Below are 21276 nucleotides of genomic sequence, written 5' to 3'. Positions count from 1 at the left end.
CCTATAATCTCAAAGAAAAGAATGCACTTTACTTTTCCTCACACATCCTCAGTGTCGCGCACCACTTCCAGGATGGACGGCAGGGCGCGGATGGCCTCGATGAGCTGGTAGAGCTGTGTAGCGTCGCGCACTTCCACGGTAAAGCGCAGCTTGGCGCGGCCGTCCACCATATTGTCCATGTTCAGGCCGGTGATGTTCACATTGTTTTTGGCCAGGACCTGGGCCACTTCCGCCAGCACGCCCTGCACGTTTTTGGCAATGATGAAGATACCGGCTTCGTAGGGTTTTTCCTCCGCGCCGTCCCAGTGCACGGAGATCAGGCGCTCCGGCTCCATATTGGCCACATTGGGGCAGTCCGCCCGGTGCACGCTGACGCCCATGCCCCGGCTGATATAGCCGATGATGGGATCGCCCGGCACAGGGTTACAGCATTTGGCGAAGCGCATCAACACGCCGTCCACGCCGGAAATGCCCACGCCCTCGGTCTTGCGGACGGCCTCTTCCTTGCTCTCCTTGACGCTGGGGGCCGCGGGCGCGGCCGGGGCGGCCTCATTGGGGTGGAGCACGGCATAGAGGCGGTTCAAAATCTTGCGCGGAGTCAGATGGGCGTACCCCACGGCGGCGATCAGGTCGTCCACGCTTTCGAAATTCATTTCCTGGGCCACCAGGGCCAGATGACCTTCCTTGAGGGCCTTGCCCACATTGAGGCTGACCTTGCGGCCTTCTTTCTCCAGCATGTCGCGGCCCAAGGCCACGGCATGGGCCCGCTCCTCCGTGCGCAAATAGCGCTGAATGCGGCTGCGGGCCTTGGCGGTCTTGACCAGCTTGAGCCAGTCCCGGTTGGGATTGCGCGCCGGGTCCGTGACGATTTCCACGATATCGCCGTTTTTCAGCTCCGTGCTCAGAGGCATGAGCCGCCCGTTGACCTTGGCCCCGGCGCAGTGCTGGCCCACCTTGGTGTGGATCAGAAAGGCGAAATCCAGGGGCGTGGCTCCCTCGGGCAGCTCCTTGACGTCCCCGGCCGGGGTGTAGACATAGACCTCGTCCTTGAAGAGGTCCATTTTCAGCGCGTGCATGAATTCGCGCGAGTCCGTCTCGTCGCCCTGGCGTTCAAAAATTTCCCGCAACCAGGAGAACTGCTCCAGATCCTTGCTGTTGACCCGGCCTTTTTCCTTGTACAGCCAGTGCGCGGCCACGCCGTGCTCGGCCTGGCGGTGCATGTCCTCGGTGCGGATCTGAATTTCGATGCGCTCGCCCTCGGGCCCGATGACCGTGGTGTGCAGGCTCTGGTAGCCGTTGGCCTTAGGCATGGAAATATAGTCTTTGAAGCGCCCGTGCACGGGCCGCCACTGCGAGTGCACCAGGCCGAGCACCGCGTAACAATCCTTAATGTCCTTGACCAGCACGCGGAAGGCCATGATGTCGTGCATTTCATCCAGGGTCAGGGACTGGGACTGCATTTTCTTGTAAATACTGTACTTGTGCTTGATGCGGCCGTAGACTTGGCCCTGAATATGGTTGGAAGCCAGAAGATCCCGGATCAGCCCCACCACCTTGTCGATGATGTGCTTTTCCACCACCTGATGCTTATCCAGCCAGTGGTCGATCTGGTTGAAAACATCCGGCCGCAGATATTTGAAGCTCAGATCCTCCAGGTTGCGCTTGAGCATATAGAGGCCCAGGCGGTTGGCCAGAGGCGCGTAGATGTCCATGGTTTCCTGGGCGATGCGCTTCTGCTTGTGGGCTTTCTGGAAATCCAGGGTGCTCATGTTGTGCTGGCGGTCGGCCAGCTTGACCATCAGCACGCGCATGTCATGGCTCATGGCCAGGATCATCTTGCGGATATTCTCGGCCTGGGCTTCCTCCTTGTTTTCAAACGGGATCATGCTGATTTTGGTGACCCCGTCCACAATGTCGGCCACTTCCTCGCCGAAATTCTCGTCTATCTCCTCAATGGTGGCCTTGGTGTCCTCCACGGTGTCATGCAGCAGGCCCGCGGCCACCGTGGGCTCGTCAAAGCCCATTTCCGCCAGGGTGTCGGCCACGGCCAGGGGATGGGAGAGGTAGGGCTCGCCGGAAAGGCGTGTCTGCCCGGCGTGGGCCGTGGCGGCGAACACATAGGCCTTCTGGATCAGCTCCAGATCTGCGTTCTGGTTGTTGGCCGCCACTTTGTCGAGAATTTCCTGAATGCGGATCATGGGTCAGCCCTGCCAAGCTGTGAAAAATGAGCGGGATGAGACACTTTTTTGACTATGTTCCGACAAGAGCGGCCTTGTCAACGGCGGAAAAGCCCCGGCCGCGCCCGGCCCGCGCGTCTGGCCTCGCGGTCGCGGACAGCCCGCCGCAACCCGCCTGCCGGTCGCCCCTACTCCACCACCTCATAGCGCTGCAAGGCCTTGGGCACCCACCACTTGTCGAAATTGTACATGATTCCGGCCAAAGCCGGTTTGATGCCCATGAAGCGCCGCTGCACCACGGGCAGGGCGTAAGGCACGAACAAAAAGCAGTAGGGCTGGTCATCGGCCAGGATTTCCTGGGCCCGCGCGTACAGCCGCGTGCGCACGGCCTGATCCGGCGTGGAGCGCGCCTCTTCCAGCAGGCGGTCCAGCTCCGGATTCTTGTAATGAGTAAAGTTCAGGCCGCCGTCATGGGCCTGGGAGGAATGCCAGACCTGAAAGATGTCCGGGTCCTGGGTGATGGTCCAGCCCAGAATCACGGCGTCGAAACGGCCCTTGTTCACGAATTCGCGGATAAAGGCCGCCCACTCCACAGTGCGGATGCGCACGTCGATGCCCACGGCCCGAAGTTGGGACTGGATCACCGTGGCCGTGAGAATACGCTGCTCATTGCCCTGATTGGTCAGAATGGTGAAGGCCAGGGGCCTGCCGTCCTTGGTCAGCACGTTGTCGCCGCCCGTATCCCTGAAACCGGCCTCGGCCAGCAGGGCGCGGGCCGCCGCCACATTCTGCGCCACGGGCTTGAGCGTGGGATGATAGGCCCAGGAGCCGGGCTTGAACGGCCCGAAGGCGGGCACGCCCTGCCCCAGCAATACGCCCTTGACGATTTCGTCGCGGTTGATGGCCATGGATATGGCCCGGCGCACCCGCACATCCTTAAAGAAAGGATGCTCCAGGTTGAAACCCAGAAAAACATAGACCGAGGCCAGGTAGCGGTATTTATGAAACTGCTCCTCCCAGAGCGGGCCGGAGGTCTGGCGCAGATACTGCAGGGGGCTCAGGTCCATGACGTCCAGGCGGCCCGCGCGGGTTTCCATGAACATGGTGGCGCTGTCCGGAATAATCCGGTAGACCACTTCGCTGATGTGGGGCTTGCCGTCGAAATAGGTGGGCGAGGCCGTGAGCGTGATGCGGCTGCCCGGTTCCCAGGATTTCAGGCGGTAGGGCCCGGCTCCCACGGGTTTGCGGGCAAAGGGGGTTTCACGGATATTCTGCCCTTCCAGAATGTGTTTGGGCAGAATGGGGCTCATCCAGGAGGAAACGGCCCTGGCGAAGAACTGCTCGTAACGCACCTCAAACGTATAGCGGTCCAGCACGCGCAATTCCTTGATCCGCAGAAAATCCTCGGCATAGGGGCTGCCCGTGGCCGGGTCAATGACCAGCTTATAGGTAAAGGCCACGTCCTCGGCGGTGAGTTCCTGCCCGTCCTCCCACAGAATGCCCTTGCGCAGGGTGAAGCGCATCAGCCGTCCGCCCTCTTCCATGCTCCAGGATTCGGCGGCCCAGGGCTCGGGCTGCAAATCCTTGTTGTAGCGCAACGGGGCCACATAGAGCATGTCGGCCACTTCATGCGAGGCCGAATCCGAGGTCAGGTAGGGGATCAGATTGGAGGCCTCGCCGATGCTGCCGAAGAGAATGCGGTCGCCGTAGGCCGGGGATTCGCCCTTGCCGGAAGACGAAACATGGGGCGCGTCCTCCATCGGCATGTCCTGCGACGGGTCTTCCGCCGCTGTTGCGGAACGGGCCGCCGACGGATTGAGGGCCGCCAGCCAGGGCAGCATCATGACCATCGCGGTCAGGAATATTTTTTTCATAATTTGCGCGCTTGCGGTTGCTTTCATCCTGTAACCTGTGCTAGTTGTCACAAATGTCAGAACAGCGCCCTGCGTCAGGCGGCTCCGGGGGGAACGCCCGGCGCGGGACTATCTTGAGGGATGCATGAGCCGATCAGAACAAAGCGTCGTCCGTGAAATGTGTCAGGCGTTTTTGCACGACAGCGTGCCGGAATATATCCGTGACGCCGCCTACTATATCCTGTCCGAAGGCGGGGTGCAAAAAATAAATATTCAGGAAGGCGAGACCTGGGACGTGCAGGGCGTGATCCAGGGGGAAGATCTCCAGGTCTATACGCCGAGCCTGAGTTTCACCATCACGGACCGCAGCACGCGCCACCAGTGCAACTGCTCGGACGCCTTCACCGGCATCTGCCGGCATGTGGCGGCTCTGGCCCTGCGCCTCATTGAAGAGCTGCGCAAGGAACAGGGCGACCCCGAGGAAACACCGTCGCCCACCACGGACTGGAAGCAGAGCTTCCGGAATTTCTTCTCCACGGACATGGAACCCGAGCCGGGCCGCCATTACCTGATCTTCCGCTTCGCGCCGGAGCAGGGGCGGCTGCTGGTTTCCTTTTTCCGGGGCAGGCAGAACAAATCCGGACTGTCCAGCGTGCACAACGAAGTGACCCTGGAGCAGATCATCCAGAACCCGGACTGGTGCGAATTTTCGCCCCAGCTGCCGCATGTGGCCCGCCAGATCGGCCAGCATCTCGACTATTACGGCCATCGGGTGGAAATCCCCGACGGCCTGACCTCCTGGTTTTTCTGGTCCGTGCGCAAGGAATATTACCTGCTCTGGAAGGATACGGACAAACCCTGCCGCATCGAAAGCACGCCCTTCGCCCTCAAGCTCAAGCCCAATCTGGACGATGCGGGTTTCAGCTTTGAAGTGCTGCTGAAACGCGAAGGCCGCCCGCCTCTGCCCATCCGCGCGGGCAATTCCGCCGGGCAGGGCGTCTCCGGGCAAGCCAACCTGGAGGACGCGCCCATCACCTTTCACGGCCAGATGCCGCTCTGGGTCTGCTACCAGCACAATTTCTACCCCGTGCAGACCGGGCTTTACCCGTCCCTGGTGCGCAACCTGATTTACGAGCGCCCGGTGGTGCCGCATGAGGAAATCTCGGAATTCCTGGACCGCGTCTGGACCCGCCTGCCCGCCTCGGAACTCTACGAGCCGCAGGAATTCCTCAAGCTCATGGAGCCGGTTTTCCAGCCCGCCACCTACAATCCCAAGCTCTTTCTGGACGAGGAAGGCAGCCTGCTGACCTTGGAAATCGACAACATCTACGAAACCAAGCACGGCGAATTCACGCTCAACGGGCCCAACCCGGATTTCCAGACCGGCAGCTACAGCTATGAGGGCCAGACCTGCCTGGTGCGCCGCCATCAGGAGGAGGAAGCCCAGCTCATGAACGAGCTTTCCGGCATGGACTTCCAGGCCCGTTCCAGCAAACTCTGGTTTCTGGAGCCGGAGGAAGCCATTGCCTTTCTGCTCGACTCCTACCCCAAGCTGGTGGAAAGCTACCGGGTCTACGGCGAACGCGCCCTCTCGCGCTACAAGATGCGCACGGCCAAGTCCACCATCACGGCCCAGGTGACCAGCAACGAAAAAGAAAAGTGGTTTTCCCTGGACATCAGCGTGGACTACGAGGGCCAGACCCTGCCCCTGGAAAAGATCTGGAAGGCCTGGTCGCGCGGCAAACGCTATGTGCAGCTCAAGGACGGCTCCTACACAAGCCTGCCCGAAGCCTGGCTGGAAAAGCTCTCGCACAAGCTCACGGCCCTGGGCCTGGACCCCAGCAAGCCCCCGCAGCAGAAATTCAAGCAGTTCGAGGCCCCGGTGCTGGACAGCCTGCTGGAAGACCTGCCCGGCGCGGCCACGGATTCCTTCTGGAACAATTTGCGCGAGAAAATCCGCTCCTTCCGCGAGGTGCGGCCCATCGACCCGCCCAAGGGCCTCGACGCCAATCTGCGCGCCTACCAGGCGCAGGGCCTGTCTTACCTGAACTTCCTTTCGGAATACGGCTTCGGCGGCATCCTGGCCGACGAAATGGGCCTGGGCAAGACCGTGCAGACCCTGGCCTTTATCCAGTACATGGTGGAAAGCCATTACGAAGGCCCCAACCTCATCGTGGTGCCCACCTCGGTGCTGCCCAACTGGGAGCGCGAAGCGGAGAAATTCGTGCCCGGCCTCAAGCGCCTGACCATCTACGGCACGCGGCGCGAGGGCATGTTCAAGCACATCGCGGGCTCGGACCTGGTCATCACCACCTACGCGCTGTTGCGGCGCGACCTGGAGGAGATGGAAAAGTACGAGTTCAACACCGTGATTCTGGACGAAGCCCAGAACATCAAAAATCCCAACACCATCACGGCCCGCGCCGTGCGTCGGATCAACGCCCGCATGCGGTTGTGCCTCTCGGGCACGCCCATTGAGAACAATCTCTTCGAGCTCTGGTCCCTGTTCGAGTTCCTGATGCCCGGCTTCCTGGGCTCGCAGCACGCCTTCCAGCGCGGCATCGTCAAGCCCATCAAGGACGGCGACGCCGAAACCCTGGACTATCTGCGCACCCGCGTGCGGCCCTTTATCCTGCGCCGCACCAAGGCCGAGGTGGCCAAAGACCTGCCGCCCAAGGTGGAAAGCGTCACCTGCTGCGCCCTGGAAGAAGCCCAGGCCGAGCTCTACGCAGCCCTGGCCCGCAAGCTGCGCGCCCAGGTGCTGGCCGATGTGGACCAGAAGGGCCTGGCCAAAAGCCAGATGTCCATTCTGGACGCCCTGCTCAAGCTGCGCCAGATCTGCTGCCACCCGCGCCTGCTCAAGATGGACCTGCCCGGCTTTTCCAATAATCTGCCCTCGGGCAAGTTCGACGCCTTCAAGGACATGGTCCTGGAAATCGTGGAAGGCGGGCACAAGGTGCTGGTCTTCTCCCAGTTCGTGCAGATGCTGCAGATCATCAAGCAGTGGCTGGAATTCTCCCAGGTGCCCTTCTGCTACCTGGACGGAGCCAGCAAGGACCGCTTTGATCAGGTGGACCGCTTCAACAACAGCCCGGACATTCCCATTTTCCTGATCTCGCTCAAGGCGGGCGGCACGGGCCTGAACCTGACCTCCGCCGACTACGTCATCCACTACGACCCGTGGTGGAACCCGGCCGTGGAAAGCCAGGCCACGGACCGCACCCACCGCATCGGCCAGACCCGCCAGGTCTTTTCCTACAAGCTGATCTGCCAGAACACGGTGGAGGAAAAGATCCTCAAGCTGCAGGAAGCCAAGCGCGGCGTGGCCGAAGCCATTATTCCGGGCCAGGACACCTGGAAGTCGCTGACCAGGGAAGATCTGGAAATGCTCTTCGAAGTTTAGGAGCCGACTCTGAAAAACGCTGTCAGCAGGTCGACATTTGTAAGGTTCTCATGGGCCAAAACAGGCTGACGCTGCCCTCAGGCCGCAATGCAAAAGGCCCGTGCCGGGAATCCCGGCACGGGCCTTGTTTATACCGGACGCTGTCCGGCTGTATGTTTTTTAGCTGTTTTCCATCTGCACCTGGGTCATAGCCTGCTCGGTCTGCGCCTGCATCGTATCCACATGCACGTCCGAGCCCACGGTCACAGTCACGTCGCCGTTGGTATAGGCGTGGTAGCCGTCAGGGGCATCGTCCGCCTTGGTCCAGCCGTCGCCCAGCGACAGCGAGCTATCGTTCACAGTGATGCCGATGTTGCTCAAGGCGTCCATATTGGTCAGATTCGAAACGTCTTCGCCGCTGATGATCACTTCCACATCGGTGACGTTGGAATCAAGCTGCCCGCCCTGGAAGAGCGAATCCATATTGTCGCTGCCTACCAGGAGCACGTCCATGCCGGAACCGCCGTCAATGACGTCATTGGGGTGATACATCATGATGTCGTTGCCGTCGCCGCCGTATAGGTGGTCCACAGCCGTGTCGTCGCCGCCGTCCAGGAAGTCGTTTCCGGCTCCGCCGTAGAGGTAGTCGCTGCCCGCTCCGCCATACAGGATGTCGTCGCCCTGACCGCCGGAGAGGATGTCGTCGCCCTCGCCGCCGTGCAGGGTTTCCGCCCCTTCGCCGCCGAACAGCACCTGAGCGGCGTCGGCATGCGCGTCACCGAGGTTGCCGCCGGCGCTGGGTGAAGGTGTGGCAAGGTTGACGTCCACATGGCCCGAGACGGGATCGTTAAGGTTGTCGGACACCGTGTAATCAAAGTGTTCGGTCAGGTCATGGCCTTGGGCGTGAGCAGCGGCCAGATCCTTGAGGCTATCCGCCGAGGTATCCAGCGTATAGCTGTACTGGCCGGTATTCGCGTCAAAGTGCAGTGTGCCGAACGTCCCCTGCACATCGCCCTGGGCGTTCATATCCGCAAAGTCATAGTGCAGCGCGTCGCCCTGCTCCTGGCCGTGAACCGGCACGTCATGCGTCGGCAGGCTGTTGTCGTGCTGGTCGGCGTTAGTGTCGTTGGACGTGATGCTGAAGTCCGCGTCCGGCACCAGGCCGGTCAGGCCCAGCACCAGGGCCGCCTGGCCGATCTGCGGAGCCTTGTTGGTGCCGTCGATGGTCACAGTCAGATTCTTGGACGTGGCGCTGTCATGCCCGTCGCTGACCTTGATCTGGAAGCTCAGGTTCTCCTTGTCGCCTTCCTTCATACCGGCCTGCACGGCGGGGTCGGCCTCGAACCTGTATGTCCACTTGCCGTCAACGTTTTCGGTAAAGCTGAACGTGCCCTTGCCGTCGATGGTCACGACGCCGCCCTCCCCAACCGGGTATTCCTGGTCGCCGATCACCACGGACAGGGTGTGGCTGTCGTTGGCGTCCACGTCGTGGAAGTTCAGGGAACCGGCATTATTGGCCGCCGTGGCCGTATCAATGACCGGCGCGTCGTTGGTGCCTTCAATATGCACGGTCACAGTCTTTTCCGTGGTCGCGCCTTCCGCGTCCGTCACCGTCACGGTGAAGGTGTCGGTTCTCGTTTCACCTTCGCCCAGGACTTCGGCCCGCTCGTCCAGAGTGTACTTGTAGGTCCATTGGCCGTCTTCACCACGAACCAGTTCCACCTTGCCGTAGCTGCCGTCAGTAGCGGTGACGGACGTCACCGTGCCGTCCACATCCTTGGCAATGAATGAGCCGGACAACGAATCCGCGCTGTCCGCGCCGTTTTCCACCACCGGGCTGTCGACGTTGGGCTCCAGATCAATGGTCAGGTCCGGCGCGGTATTGGTGCCGGTAATGTCCACCTTGACGTTCAGGCTGGTCTCATTGTCCTGGCTGTCCGTCACCGTCAGAATCACCGAGGTTTCCGTGAGGCTGCCCGAGGTCAGGGCGCGCACGGCATCGGACTCGTTATTCAGGTCGAAGGAGTACGTACCGTCCTGGTTGACCCTGAATGTACCGAAGTCATTGGTAATGCTGCCGTCGTCATTGAGCACCGCATTGTGCAGGGGCTTGCCGTCGGCGTCCGTGGGCACCTTCAGGCCGTAGCGCAGCGCGCCGTCAGACTGATCCACGCTATCCGCATCATAGGCTGTGGCCTGGCCGCTGTCGCCGGCCCTGTCACTGTCGCCCTCGCGCACGGTCAGCACCTTGTCCACGGAGAGCACCGGCGCGTCATCCTTGCCGGTGACGTTCACCGTGATCTCCACGGTGCTGGTCTTGCCGTGTTCGTCCGTGGCCGTGATATGGAAAGTGTCCGTGCCCGGATGGTCGGCGTCCAGGCCCTGCACGGCCGGATCGGCGTTGTTCAGGGTGTAGACATACTCGCCGTTCACCAGTTGCAGGGTGCCGTACGTACCCTGCACCACCGTGCCGCTCCTGCCGTCCTCGGCAGTGGCGGTAAAGGTCAGGTTGCCCATGCCCTCGTCGTCATGGAACAGGCCGCTCAACATGCCGCTGTCCGTCAGGGTTCCGTCTTCGGTCACAGCCAGGGTCACGTCGGTCGCCGCTACTTCCGGACCGTAGTTGGTTCCGTTGATGGTGACGGTCACATCCTGCGGCTCGCTGTAGTCCTTGCCGTCGTAAGCCACCACCTGGAAGGTCTCGCTCAGATGCGTACCGGCGGTGAGATGCACGATGCCGCCGGGATAGTTCTGTACCAGATCCTGCGGCAGCTTGTTCGTATCCAGATGGAAAGTGTACGTGCCGTCGGGGTTGATTTCAATGGTGCCGTACTCGGTCGGCATGGACGTGACATGGTTGCCGTCCTGGTCAACGAAGTAATACGTCACCGATTCCGTGCCGCCGGTGGGCTTGCCGTCCGCGTCCAGCGCGTGGTCAATGTCCGTGGCCGTCACCGTGCCCGTGGCCGTCATGTCGCTGGTCAGGCCGTCGTGGCCCGTCTCACCGATGGACGCATCCGTCGCGCCGGTGATGACCGGGGCGTCGTTGGTGCCGTAGATGTCGATCGTGATCTTGGCGGCCGAGCCACCGGCTTCCACCACCTGGCCGTTGAGCATCAGGGTGAAGTCCTCGGTGACCTTTTCGCCGTCGGCCAGGCTCTGCACCAGGCCGGGCTTGCCGTCCTCGCCGTTATACAGGGTGTAAGTGTACTTGCCGGTGACCGGATCAATGATCAGATAGCCGTACTGGCCGTCCACATGGATGGCGCCACCGTCCGCGGCGCTGCTCTGGACCTGCTGGCCGTTCGAGCCCTGGATGCCGAAGACGCGGTCCGGAGCATCCGTTCCATCATCCCACTTGGCCTCAAGCCTGCCTTCAAAGGTCGTCGTCTCCACATGATCGGTGGCGCTTATATCCCTGCCGTCTTCCGACACGGAGCCGTGCAGAATGCTGCTGTCGTCGAATTCCAGGCTGTGGCCGGGATATTCGCCGCCGCCCTGGCCGGGATCAGCCGGATCAATGGTGATGGTGATATCATGGCCGCTCTCGGACATGGCGCCGTGCGGGTCCACCACCACGACCTGAGCGTGGTCGAGCAAATCCTTTCCCGCTTCCTGCGCGGCCTTGAGCGCGGTGTCGAGATCCGTGCTTTCGTTGTCCAGCGTATACTTGTAGTGGGTGATGATGGTACCGTCCGCCGCCGTTTCATAGGTCAGGGTGATGGTGCCGTAGTCGGTCTTGAGCTCGGTGACGGGATTGCCGTCCTCGCCCACCAGCATGTAACGGAGGCCGGTCTGGTCATCCACGTCGCTCATGGCGTCCTTGGGCAGGGTGCCGGTAAAGATGACGCCCGGATGGTCCGTGTCGGAGGTCTGGCCGTCGTCTTCAAAGACGTCCTGCTGCACCTTGCCGATGAAGGCCGCCTCGTGATTCTCGCCCACGGTCAGGACCGGCTTGTCATTGGTGCCCTTGATCTCGATGGTGATTTCCCGTTCAACGGTCTTGCCGCCCTCAATCACCGCCTGGACCTTGAAGGTTTCGTACTTGGACTCGCCGTCGTTCATGGCCTGGACGAGAGCCGAGCCGTTTTCGCTCAGGGTATAGGTGTAGCTGCCGTCGGGGTTGACCGTGAGCGTGCCCAGCGGCTGACCGTCAGCCCCGTCCGCGAAAGCGGTCTGGCCTTCATTGCTCCAGGTCGCATGGCCCGTATCCTCGGCATCCACGATATGGTCGAGGCCGAGCTGGCCGTGGATGGCCGGATCTTGGGCGGCGTGGTTGACGTCCTCACCACTGTCTTCCCGGATGGAGGTCTCGCCGCTGACGGTGATGACCGGATTGTCCGCCGAGCCGGTGACGTCGATGACCAGCTTGCCCGAGGTAGAGGCGTTCTGCGGGTCGGTGACGCGAATGTTGAAGTCTTCCTGAGCCAGAATATCCTGCTCGGAGAGCTTCTGCCCCGCGTTCAGGGATTCCAGCAATTCGGGATGGGTCAGGGTGTACTTGTACGAGCCGTCCTGGTTCAGTTCCAGCACGCCGTACTTGCCCTCCACGACCTGCACCAGCTTGCCGTCATGTTCGATGCTGAAGCTGAGGTCGCCGGGGTTGTGCTCGGCATCCGGGTCGTCGGCAACCAGTTGGCCGGAGATGACCGTGTTGCCGTTTTCCACCAGCCCGTCCGCCGTGATTTCGCTGCTCTCCACCCCATCGACGGTGAAATAGGGTCGGTCGTTGGTGCCGTGGATATAGAGATCCAGCTTCTGGCTGGTGACCATGTCGTCGGCATGCCGGTCGTCGCGCACGGCCAGATCGTAACCGGCCAGCTTGAGCAGTTCGCCCGCGTTGAGGGCGTTGACGTCGGCGTTGTCCGCCAGGGTAAAGGTATAGTGGCCCTCGGCATCAATGGTCAGGGTGCCGTAGAGCTTGCCGTCCTGTATCACGTCGACGGAGCCCGCGTGGAACGTGCCGTCAGGGTCGGTGAAGCCGTAGACCAGATGGTTGACGCCGTTTTCGTCCACGGGATTGTCCACCGGCGTGACTTCAAACGTGCCGCCCGCCGTCTGGGACGCGTGGTTGTCCACGTTGGTATTGAAGTTCACCCCGTCTTCGGTGACCTGGACGACTTGAGCGTCGGTGGAATCAAGACGGATGGCGTCGTCCTGGCCGTGGATGGTGACGGTGACCTCCTTGATGTCGAACGCGCCCTGCGAGTCCTTGACCACCACGTGGAAGGTTTCGGTGCGCGTTTCGCCCGTGCGCAGCTCCTGCACGGCCTCGCTGCCGTTGTTCAGCGTATAGGTATACTCGCCCGTCTTCGGGTCAATGCTCAACGTGCCGTAGGTTCCGTCCATACTGGAAGACATGCCGGGCGTGTGGCCCTGATCCGTATGTTCCATATCATTGGCCGTGATGCCGAAGGTGAAGCTCTCGCCCCTCGCGCCGCCCTGGTCCGGGTCGGTCACGCCGACCGTGCCGGAGGCGGTCAACGTGCCGTCTTCCGTCACGCCCAGGTCCGGCTGGTTCAGCGTCAGCTCGGGCTGGTCGTTAGTGCCCTTGATGTTGGCCGTGGCCCAGGTTTCCAGCGTGCCGCCCTTGCCGTCGGAAACGGTGAAGTGGATGTAACGCTGAATGGTTTCCCCGGCGTTCAGTTCCTGAACCGTCTGCGCGTCATTATCCAGCACAAAATAGTACTTGCCCGTGGCGGGATCGAGATGGAAGACGCCGATGTCGGTCTTGTAGGTCAGCCAGCCCTGATCGTCCGTGCCGGTCTCGCCCTGCCAGGCGCCGGGATTATGCGTGTCGGACGCGTTTGCGTTGAGAGAATAGGTCAACTCGTCGCCTTCCCAATCCTTGATGACGTTCTGGCCGGTCTCGCTCCGTTCCTTGCCGTCCGTGGCGGTGTTGCCGCCCGGCACCACGCCGGCTTCCACCACGTTCACCTGGCTGCCGTTCACCAGATAGGGATTGTCGTTGCTTCCGGTGATCTCCACCTCGACATGTTCTTCGGAATACGCGCCGTGCTCGTCAGTCACCCGGATCGTGTAGCCGTTGCCGCCCGTGGGGTCCACCTTCTGGCCTTCGGCCAGCTTCTGGGTTTCCGGCGACTTGTTGTCCAGCTCGTACCAGTAGCGGCCGGTATTCGGATCAATGTGCATGGTGCCGTACTGGTCGGGAACCGAGGTGATCGGATTGCCGTCCGCGTCGTTGCCGAAGCTGTAATGGAGTTCGGCGCCGTGGTCGACATCCGCGCCCGTGGCCTGGCCGCCGTCGGTATTGGTATACTCATTGCCGGAATTCGCGCCATGTTCCGTCACTTCCAGCTTGGCATTGTCCACCGTGAGGGTAGGCTGATCGTTGGTGCCCTCCACGGTCACGCCCAGCATGTGATGGCCCTGCGCGCCGTATTGGTCCGTCACTGTCGTGGTGAAGTGAAAGTCGAACTTCTCGCCCTGGGCCAGATGATTCGCGGCTTCGGTATTCAGAACAAAGGTATAGTCCCCGGTCACGGTGTCCAGGGTCAGGGTGCCGTAGTTGGTTTCGATGGTCTGGACGGCATGGCCGGTCGCCGGGTCGGTGGACATGGTGCTGCTGTTGATGAGCAGGGATTCCGTCACCTGCTTGCCGTCGGCCCCGACAACAGGCTGGCGGTTATCGCCGGAGCCGGTATACATATTGACTGTAATGCCGGACTCGTTGATGCCGCCTTCCTTGCCGTTCACGTCGATGCCGTAGGTCAGCTGGGCGTCATTATCCCGGTCGCTGCCCTGAAGAGTGCCTTCCACCTCGACGCGATGGTGATCCGGAAACACAAAACCGTTGTCCTTGCCGTCGGGCGTGGTGGATTCGTTGCCGCCCGGAGCCACGCCGTCCTCGCGCACATGCACCTTGCTCCAGCTGATGGTCGGGGCCTCGTTGGTGCCTTCAATGCAGATGGTCAGGCTGCTGTTGCCGGTCAGTTCGCCGTCCGAGGCGCTGACATCAAAGGTCAGGTTCCACTTGTCGCCCTGGCCCATGGCGTCCACAAAGCCGCCCGCGTCGGTATTGAGCTCAAAACTGTAATGGCCGTCGGCGTCCAGCGTAAAAGTGCCCGCTTCGGTGACGATGGTGGTCGTGCCCGCGTCGTCGGTGCTGACGCTGAGAACCTTGAGCGTCGTCGTTTCATCGGCATTGTCGGGATTGGTCAGGGTCAGCTCGCCGCCCGCGACGATGCCGGAGGTGACCACGCCGTAGGTCAGGTCCGACCCTTCGTGGTCAAAGCCCTGAAGCTGTCCCTCAAAGCCGAGACGATGCTCGCCGCCGGGAATATGGCCTTCGCCGCCGGTGTAATCCTTGGTGGCGCTATTGGCTGACGCGGCGTCTTCGCCGAACACGCCCATATCCTTGACGTGCTCGGTCACGGCCGTGATGACGGGCACGTCGTTGGCGCCCTTGATGGTGATGTCCAGCGGGACTTCGGCATGCGCGCCGTGTTCGTCCGTAACCACCACGGTCACGCGCTGGGTCACGTCGTCGCCGTCGCCGCGGAGCTTCTGAACGGCTTCGCTGTTCTTGTCCAGGGTATAGGTGTATTCGCCGGTATCCGGATCAATGGTCAGGGTGCCGTATTCGTCCGTAATGCTGGTAATGGGATTGCCGTCGCCGTCCGTGCCGAAGCTGTAGTGCAGGTCATGGCCCGCGTCCGGGTCGTCGCCCAGGGCCGTGCCGCTGTCGGTAATGGCGCCTTCCACCGCGTTCGCGCCGTCGTCGGTGACGGTAAGGTGGTCCTTGCCCAGTTCCAGAGTGGGCACGTCATTGCTGCCCACCACGTTCACGGTCACGGTCGTGGTGGCCGTGCCGCCTCGCCCGTCGCTGACCTGGACGGTGAAGTTCTCGTTCACCACATCGCCCTCGGCCAGGCCGTTGGCCTTGTCGTTATCCAGTACGTAGGTATAGGAGCCGTCGGGATTGATGGTGATAACGCCGTATTCCGTGGTGATGCTGGTAACCAGGCTGCCGTCGGGAGCCACGAAAGCAAAATGCAGCGCGTCGCCGTCGGGATCATAGGCATTGACCTGGCCGCTCGCCGTGGGAACGCCCTCCTTGGCATCGTTGCCGCCCACAAAGACACCGGCTTCCACCACGCTCACCGTGCCGCTGATGGAAATCACGGGCGCGGCGTTGGTCTCCCCGGCGTCTGGGCTGACCACGCCCAAGGCGTCCACGTCCTCGGCAGAGGGCCGGTCCAGGTTCATGCCCCAGTCCAGCTCATTCAGATGGTTGATGCCGTCGAGCAGGTCGCTGTTGCCGAAATCATTATAGCGGGCGGCGCGGGCGGCCGCTCCCGCCGCCGGACCGGCGGCGGGCATCAGGTCTGGACCGAAGGCGCTGAAAAAGTCCGCCCCGGCCACCAGGGTGCCGTCCACTTCAAAATCCGGCATGCTTTCCTGGGAATACTGGGTGTAGAAATTGGTAAGCTGAATGCTGGAGCCGTCGTCAAAACTGAAGACGAGGTTGTCTCCCGCGCGCTCCATGGTAGCCTGATCCGTGGGGAATTGCAGGACCAGGCGGGAATCGGCCACACTTTCCAGAACTGTATGCTGTCCCGCTTGCGGACGGGTAAGGATGATATCTGCCATTGTATTTGCCTCGTTGGTTAGCGGGGAAAGGCCCGGAGGCCGTCCCGTCAGTGCTCAGCGATTTATTGTAATATGCAAAACACGCGCCGTCGGAAAATCGACGCCGCGTCAGAGCGCAACAGTGCGCCCTGGCGGCAAAGGCCAAAAAGCTCATGATAATTCGGAAATTCCGGCGAGAAAGAAAGGCAAACTCACACAAGGAAAGGGAAGGCGAACAAAACGTGCGTATCTTTCCGAGCTTGCGCTACGACCTGGCGGGCCATGTAACAGGGCGACAGACGTGTTCTTTCCGGGACGCGGAGAGCGTCCGTACTGGCAGAGGGCGGGTTCGCGGGCAACCCGCGCTACGGGATAAGGTGTCGTTTATTACGTACCGTTTCCCATGCAATTCCTATCTACGGTTTTTAACAACTGAAGTCAATAATGACCGTATATGATATATAATCATATATAATAAAAAGTAAATATTCCCAGGCCATAAAAAAATATAGATAATGGCAAAAAGCAGACGGAATGCGAAAAATAAGGCGTCGCCGTGCCGTAAAAACGGCAAAAGGCCCGCGCCGGATATCCGGCGCGGGCCTTGCGTTTTTTGCTGCCGGGAGCTGTCGCCCCGGCCTTGCCTTATCCGTTGTTCATCAGATTGATGGCGGCAACGTCACTCTGTTCCTGCATGGTGTCCACATGCACGTCCGGAGCAACGGTCACGGTCACGTCGCCGTTGGTATAGGCGTGGTAGCCGTCAGGGGCGTCGTCCGCCTTGGTCCAGCCGTCGCCCAGCGACAGCGAGTTGTCGCCCAGGGTGATGCCGATGTTGCCCAGGGCGTCCATATTGGTCAGATTTGAAACGTCCTCGCCGCTGATGATGACTTCCACATCGGTGACGTTGGCATCAAGCTGCCCGCCCCGGAAGAGCGAATCCATACTGTCGTTGCCCACCAGCAGCACATCCATGCCGGAACCGCCGTCAATGACGTCATTGGGATGGTAGACCAGCATATCATTGCCGGAACCACCATGGAGATAGTCCACCTCCGTGTCGTTTCCACCGTCCAGATAGTCGTTGCCCGAACCGCCGAAGAGTATGTCGCTGCCGTCGCCGCCATAGAGCTTGTCGTCGCCGCCCATGCCGAGGAGCACGTCGTCGCCGCTGCCGCCGAAGAGCTGGTCGTTCCCGTCCTGCGGCGTTTCCAGGCCTTCCAGCCTGGCGGCCAGGGCATCCAACTGGTCGGGGTCGTCGGTGACCGCGTGGGTGACCGCATGGGCAAGATCTTCCGGCTTGCCGGACGCGGCGTTCAGCTCATTCCGGAGGTAGTCCAGCGTATTCTGGGCCTCATTCGCGGCATTGCTGCCGTCGCCGATCAGCAGGTCGTCCCCGCCCTGGCCGAAGAGGACGTCATTGCCCGCGCCGCCGATCAATGCGTCGCTCTGGTCATACTCGTTGTGCACCAGATGGTCCTGAATCTCCTCGGCGTGTTCCTTCACGTATTCCACAATGACGGCCGGGGTGACGTCCTCTTGACCCAACATGGCCGCCACATAGGCCGCCAGCGTCAAGTCGTTTCCTTCAAGTTGCATCCTGGCCGCATCGCCGAACAGCACGTCGTCGCCGAGGTTGCCGAAGATGGTATCCGAGGCGGGCGCGGCGCGGAAGAGCTGATTGAGCGCGGCCTCCAGCTCGCTGGATGAATTGATGACGTGCGCCTGACCGTCGGAGTCGTACTGGTTGAGACCATTCTGGGTTACTCCGGAACCGATGCCCACGGCTTCAATGTCCGACAGCCCGTTCAGCTTATTGTAGGAGTCCGCGTTGACCCCAAATGTGACGTCAGTGTTGCCGGTGCCCTTATAAGCCTCCCATTCCCGAGAATAGTTATCCTTCAGGCAGGGAAAGCTGTTGGGAGTGGTGGTGAGCGTGTACTCGTAATCGCCGATCTGTATTGTATCGCCCTGAGCCATGCCCCGGATGTCCACCGTGGCCCCGCCACGCACCGTTATCTTGTCCGGGTAATAAAAGGTCGGCACGCCGTCGGTGATGAAGATCGTCTTGTTTTCAGCGCCGGGATGTTCCTGGAACCACTTGCTCATGATGTCGAAGACGGCCATGTAATTGGTGCCGCCGGTGGCCGTCAGCTGGTCGATGGTCGCCTTCAGGGCGGTGAGGTCAGCGTCCTTGGTCAGATCATATTCCTTCGGCTGCAAGGCGTTGCTGCTGAAGGAGACAAAAAGCACCTTGACCGACGCGGCATGGCTGTCAACGGCCTGTTCGTGCAGGCTGTCCACATAGTGCTTCAGGGCATCCTGGGCGGTTGTAAAGCCGTTGTTCTTCATGCTGCCCGAGGTATCAAAGGCGATGGAGATGTTGTAGTTCCCGCCGTAGGCGAAAGCGCCGGTGGAGCCCTGAATCAGATCGCTGCCTTGTGTGCCCGCGGTCTGTTCCGACGTTACCTGCACCTGCACGTCGGCCGTATCCTGCGCGCCGTGCTTGTCTTCCACAGTGTACTGGAAGTTCAGGTCCTTGATGTTGCCCTTGTCGCTGCTGACGGAGATTTCGCCCTTCTCCCAATCCACCTTGATGCTGCCGCCGTCCACCGTATAGGAGGCCGTGCCTTCCGTAATGACGTGCTCCGTGCCGGTGGAATCCGTGATGGTGATGCTCTTCAGATGCAGCCCGTCGTTGTCGGCGGCTTCGCCCCGGTGATGGTCGGGGTCGCTGTCGTTGTGCACCAGATCGTCAAAGGAGATGATCTTTTCTCCATGACTTTCTCCGCCGCCCTCCTCATAATCCGTGGTCGTGAAGGTAAAGCTGCCGCTCGCCCCCTTCGTATGTTCGGCGGTGATCGCGGAATTCTTGGAGGCGTTCAGGTTGCCGTCAACGGCAAGACCGCCGCTGACCGTCAGATCCGCCCTATTGTTCAGATTCAGATTGCCCGACGTGTACAGGAAACCGTTGACTATCAAGGCCGAGGAGTTCCCCTTGAACGAGCAATCCCCATCGACAATAGTGACGCAATTCAGCGTCAGCTTTCCCGTAACGTCGGGATTGCCCGTGATATACAGCAGCTTGCCGCCCTTGGCGGCCTGATCGGCGGCGTTTTGAAGCTGAGCCAGCGTGGAGCCGCCTCCCCAGTCGAACGTAAGGGTATTGTCCGCCCGCGCCAGGGCATCCATGTCCACAGCATGGCCGGCCGCGTCCTGGAAAAACTTGCTGAAGAAGTCCTCTCCGGTTTGAGTGTGGTTCCCGGAGGTAATGCCCTTGTAGCCTCCCAGCACAGCCGACGTATCGACGTAGGAGACGTTGTTGGCGACGCCGCCCACGGTGATCACGGCATGGGACTCGGCAATGGTGGCGCTGACGGACACGGAGCCGGAGCTGGGGCCCGTCACGACCTTGTCGATGTGGAACACGTCGTCGTGCGCCACGGGGGCCTGATTCTCCGCGCGAAGGACAACGCTTTCATGCGCGATGTCGCCGTCGCCGTCCGTGGCCGTGATATGCAGCGTATGTTCGCCGCCCGTCGGCATGTGACCGCTCTCAAAAGTGTACTGGTACTCGTTACCCTCGCCGTGGCTCACGGTCACGCTGGAACCGTCCGAAAGCTCGGCGCTCCACGTTCCGTCAGCGTTGTGGGTAAGCGAAACGCTCTGGTCGCCGTCGTCCACCGTGAACTCCAGCGTTGCGCCCCCGGCGTCCGCCCCCATATCGATGAGGAACGTATCGCCGGCGGATTCGCCCGCATGCACGGAACTTCCATCCAGGCCCGTAATCGTCGGCACGTCGTCAATGATGTCCACCGGCATCTCGATGGTGGACTGATTGCCGGCAGCGTCTTCCACCACCAGCCTGATGCTGTCGCCGCCCTCCACGGTGTTGGGACCGGCGTTCGGTCCGGAGTTGATGGCATCATGCAGCGTATACTGCCATGCGCCGCTGGAATCCTGGCTCACGGTGCCGTGCGCTCCCTGGCCATCCACGGCCACACCCACAATGGTGAAGCCTTCCGGAACCGTGATAGTCGCGCTTTCGCTGGCGTCGTCTCCATCATCCAGGCCCTTTTCATCCACGGTCACACGCGGCTCGTCCTGAACCGCCATATCCAGCTTGACGTCCTTGGAGTCGCCGTCAGCGTCCGTAATGGTAAGGACGAAGCTGTCATGCGCGCCGCCCTTGATGCCGGGCTTGGCGGTGTAACTGTAGGAGCCGTCGGCATTGATGGTCAGCTTGCCGAAGCTGCCATCCAGCGTAACGGAGCCTTGTTGCGCGATATTGGTTATGTCATAGGTGTACGTATCATCTACCTGCACCGTGAAGGACTTGCCGTCGCGGTCATCCATGCCGAAGTCGTAGCCGATGCTGCCCGCTTCCCTGTTGATGGTAGAACCGGACACCACAGCATCCTGGTGGTACCCCTCGCCATTGACCGTCAGTGTGGGCGTTCCGTCCACAATGGTGATATCCAGGCTGCCCGTCTCCGAGTTGACGCCGTCGGAAACTTCCAGAGCGAAAGAATCTGAAAGATTTTCATCGGTTGCGTAGCCCGGGTCGCCGTGCTGCGCGCCGCCGTCGGCGATGGCGTATTCGTACATGATCGTGAGGTTGCCGTCCGCATCCCTGCCCACGGTCAGATGCAGCTCGCCCTTGCCCTCGGAAGCAATGGTCTTCTCCGTGCTGAACTCGCCTTCGGGCACATCGAACGTCTCGCCGCCCACCTTGATGGTGCCCGCGCCCGCCAGCTCCACATCAATGGCGCCGCTGGCCGTGTGGGCATCGGCATCGGCCTCATTCAGCGTTTCCTCGCCGCTGCCGATGTTCACCGGATGCGGCAGAAGAGCCGTGTCATTGGCTGTGTCGCTGTTGCCCGCAGGGTCGGTGACGGTGGCGTCAACCCGCACTTCCTGGCCCTCAGCAGGCTTGGTCACGGTCACGTCCAGACCGTTGCTCAGCATCTCATCGGTCACAAGGCCGTTGAAGATCTCCTTGCCGCTCTGGTCCGTCACCACCAGCGTGTCGCCGGCGGCCGTGCCTTCACCCAAGGTCACATGGGCCGTGATCTCGCCGTCGCCCAGCTCGTCCTTGCTGATGAATTCGTCGTTGTTCGCATCCGTGGTGATTTCCACGCCCACAGCCGGAGCCGTCGCGTCCAGGTGCGCCGTGTCATTGGCCGTGGCTTCGTTGCCCGCAGGGTCGGTCACTGTGGCGTCAACGCGCACTTCCTGGCCCTCAGCAGGCTTATTCACGGTCACGTCCAGG

The 21276-nt window shown here is 61.4% G+C and carries 5 protein-coding genes; 1 reads left to right on the top strand and 4 read right to left on the bottom strand.

Features of this window, described 5'->3' with window-relative positions:
• Nucleotides 1-38: 38 nt before the first annotated feature.
• Together HMPREF1022_RS05560 and HMPREF1022_RS05555 are read right to left on the bottom strand one after the other, a co-directional pair.
• Nucleotides 39-2198 carry a RelA/SpoT family protein gene (locus HMPREF1022_RS05560; protein WP_009302260.1) on the bottom strand — a complete coding sequence of 720 codons (2160 nt, stop codon included), beginning with the start codon at nt 2196-2198 and terminating at the stop codon, nt 39-41.
• Nucleotides 2199-2365: 167 nt separating this feature from the next.
• Entirely contained in the window at nt 2366-4051 is a 1686-nt protein-coding gene (locus HMPREF1022_RS05555) for a peptide-binding protein (RefSeq protein WP_156802856.1), read from the bottom strand.
• A gap of 124 nt (nt 4052-4175) precedes the next feature.
• On the opposite strand from HMPREF1022_RS05555, the gene HMPREF1022_RS05550 reads away from it, so the two are divergent.
• The gene (locus HMPREF1022_RS05550) at nt 4176-7433 is read left to right on the top strand and encodes a DEAD/DEAH box helicase (RefSeq protein ID WP_008685049.1); all 3258 of its coding nucleotides are present in this window, start codon (nt 4176-4178) and stop codon (nt 7431-7433) included.
• Nucleotides 7434-7592: 159 nt separating this feature from the next.
• Here HMPREF1022_RS05550 and HMPREF1022_RS05545 read toward each other — a convergent pair whose 3' ends face one another.
• Together HMPREF1022_RS05545 and HMPREF1022_RS19065 are read right to left on the bottom strand one after the other, a co-directional pair.
• Complete coding sequence (locus tag HMPREF1022_RS05545; protein WP_009302258.1) at nt 7593-16025, bottom strand: VCBS domain-containing protein; 8433 nt, start codon at nt 16023-16025, stop codon at nt 7593-7595.
• 624 nt (nt 16026-16649) lie between these two features.
• Nucleotides 16650-21263 carry a VWA domain-containing protein gene (locus HMPREF1022_RS19065; RefSeq protein WP_156802855.1) on the bottom strand — a complete coding sequence of 1538 codons (4614 nt, stop codon included), beginning with the start codon at nt 21261-21263 and terminating at the stop codon, nt 16650-16652.
• Nucleotides 21264-21276 lie beyond the last annotated feature (13 nt).

The organism is Desulfovibrio sp. 6_1_46AFAA (genome assembly GCF_000224635.1).
GTDB classification, from domain to species: domain Bacteria; phylum Desulfobacterota; class Desulfovibrionia; order Desulfovibrionales; family Desulfovibrionaceae; genus Desulfovibrio; species Desulfovibrio fairfieldensis.
Note: the sequence above shows the minus strand (reverse complement) of the source record. Positions and strands in the feature narration are given on the sequence as shown.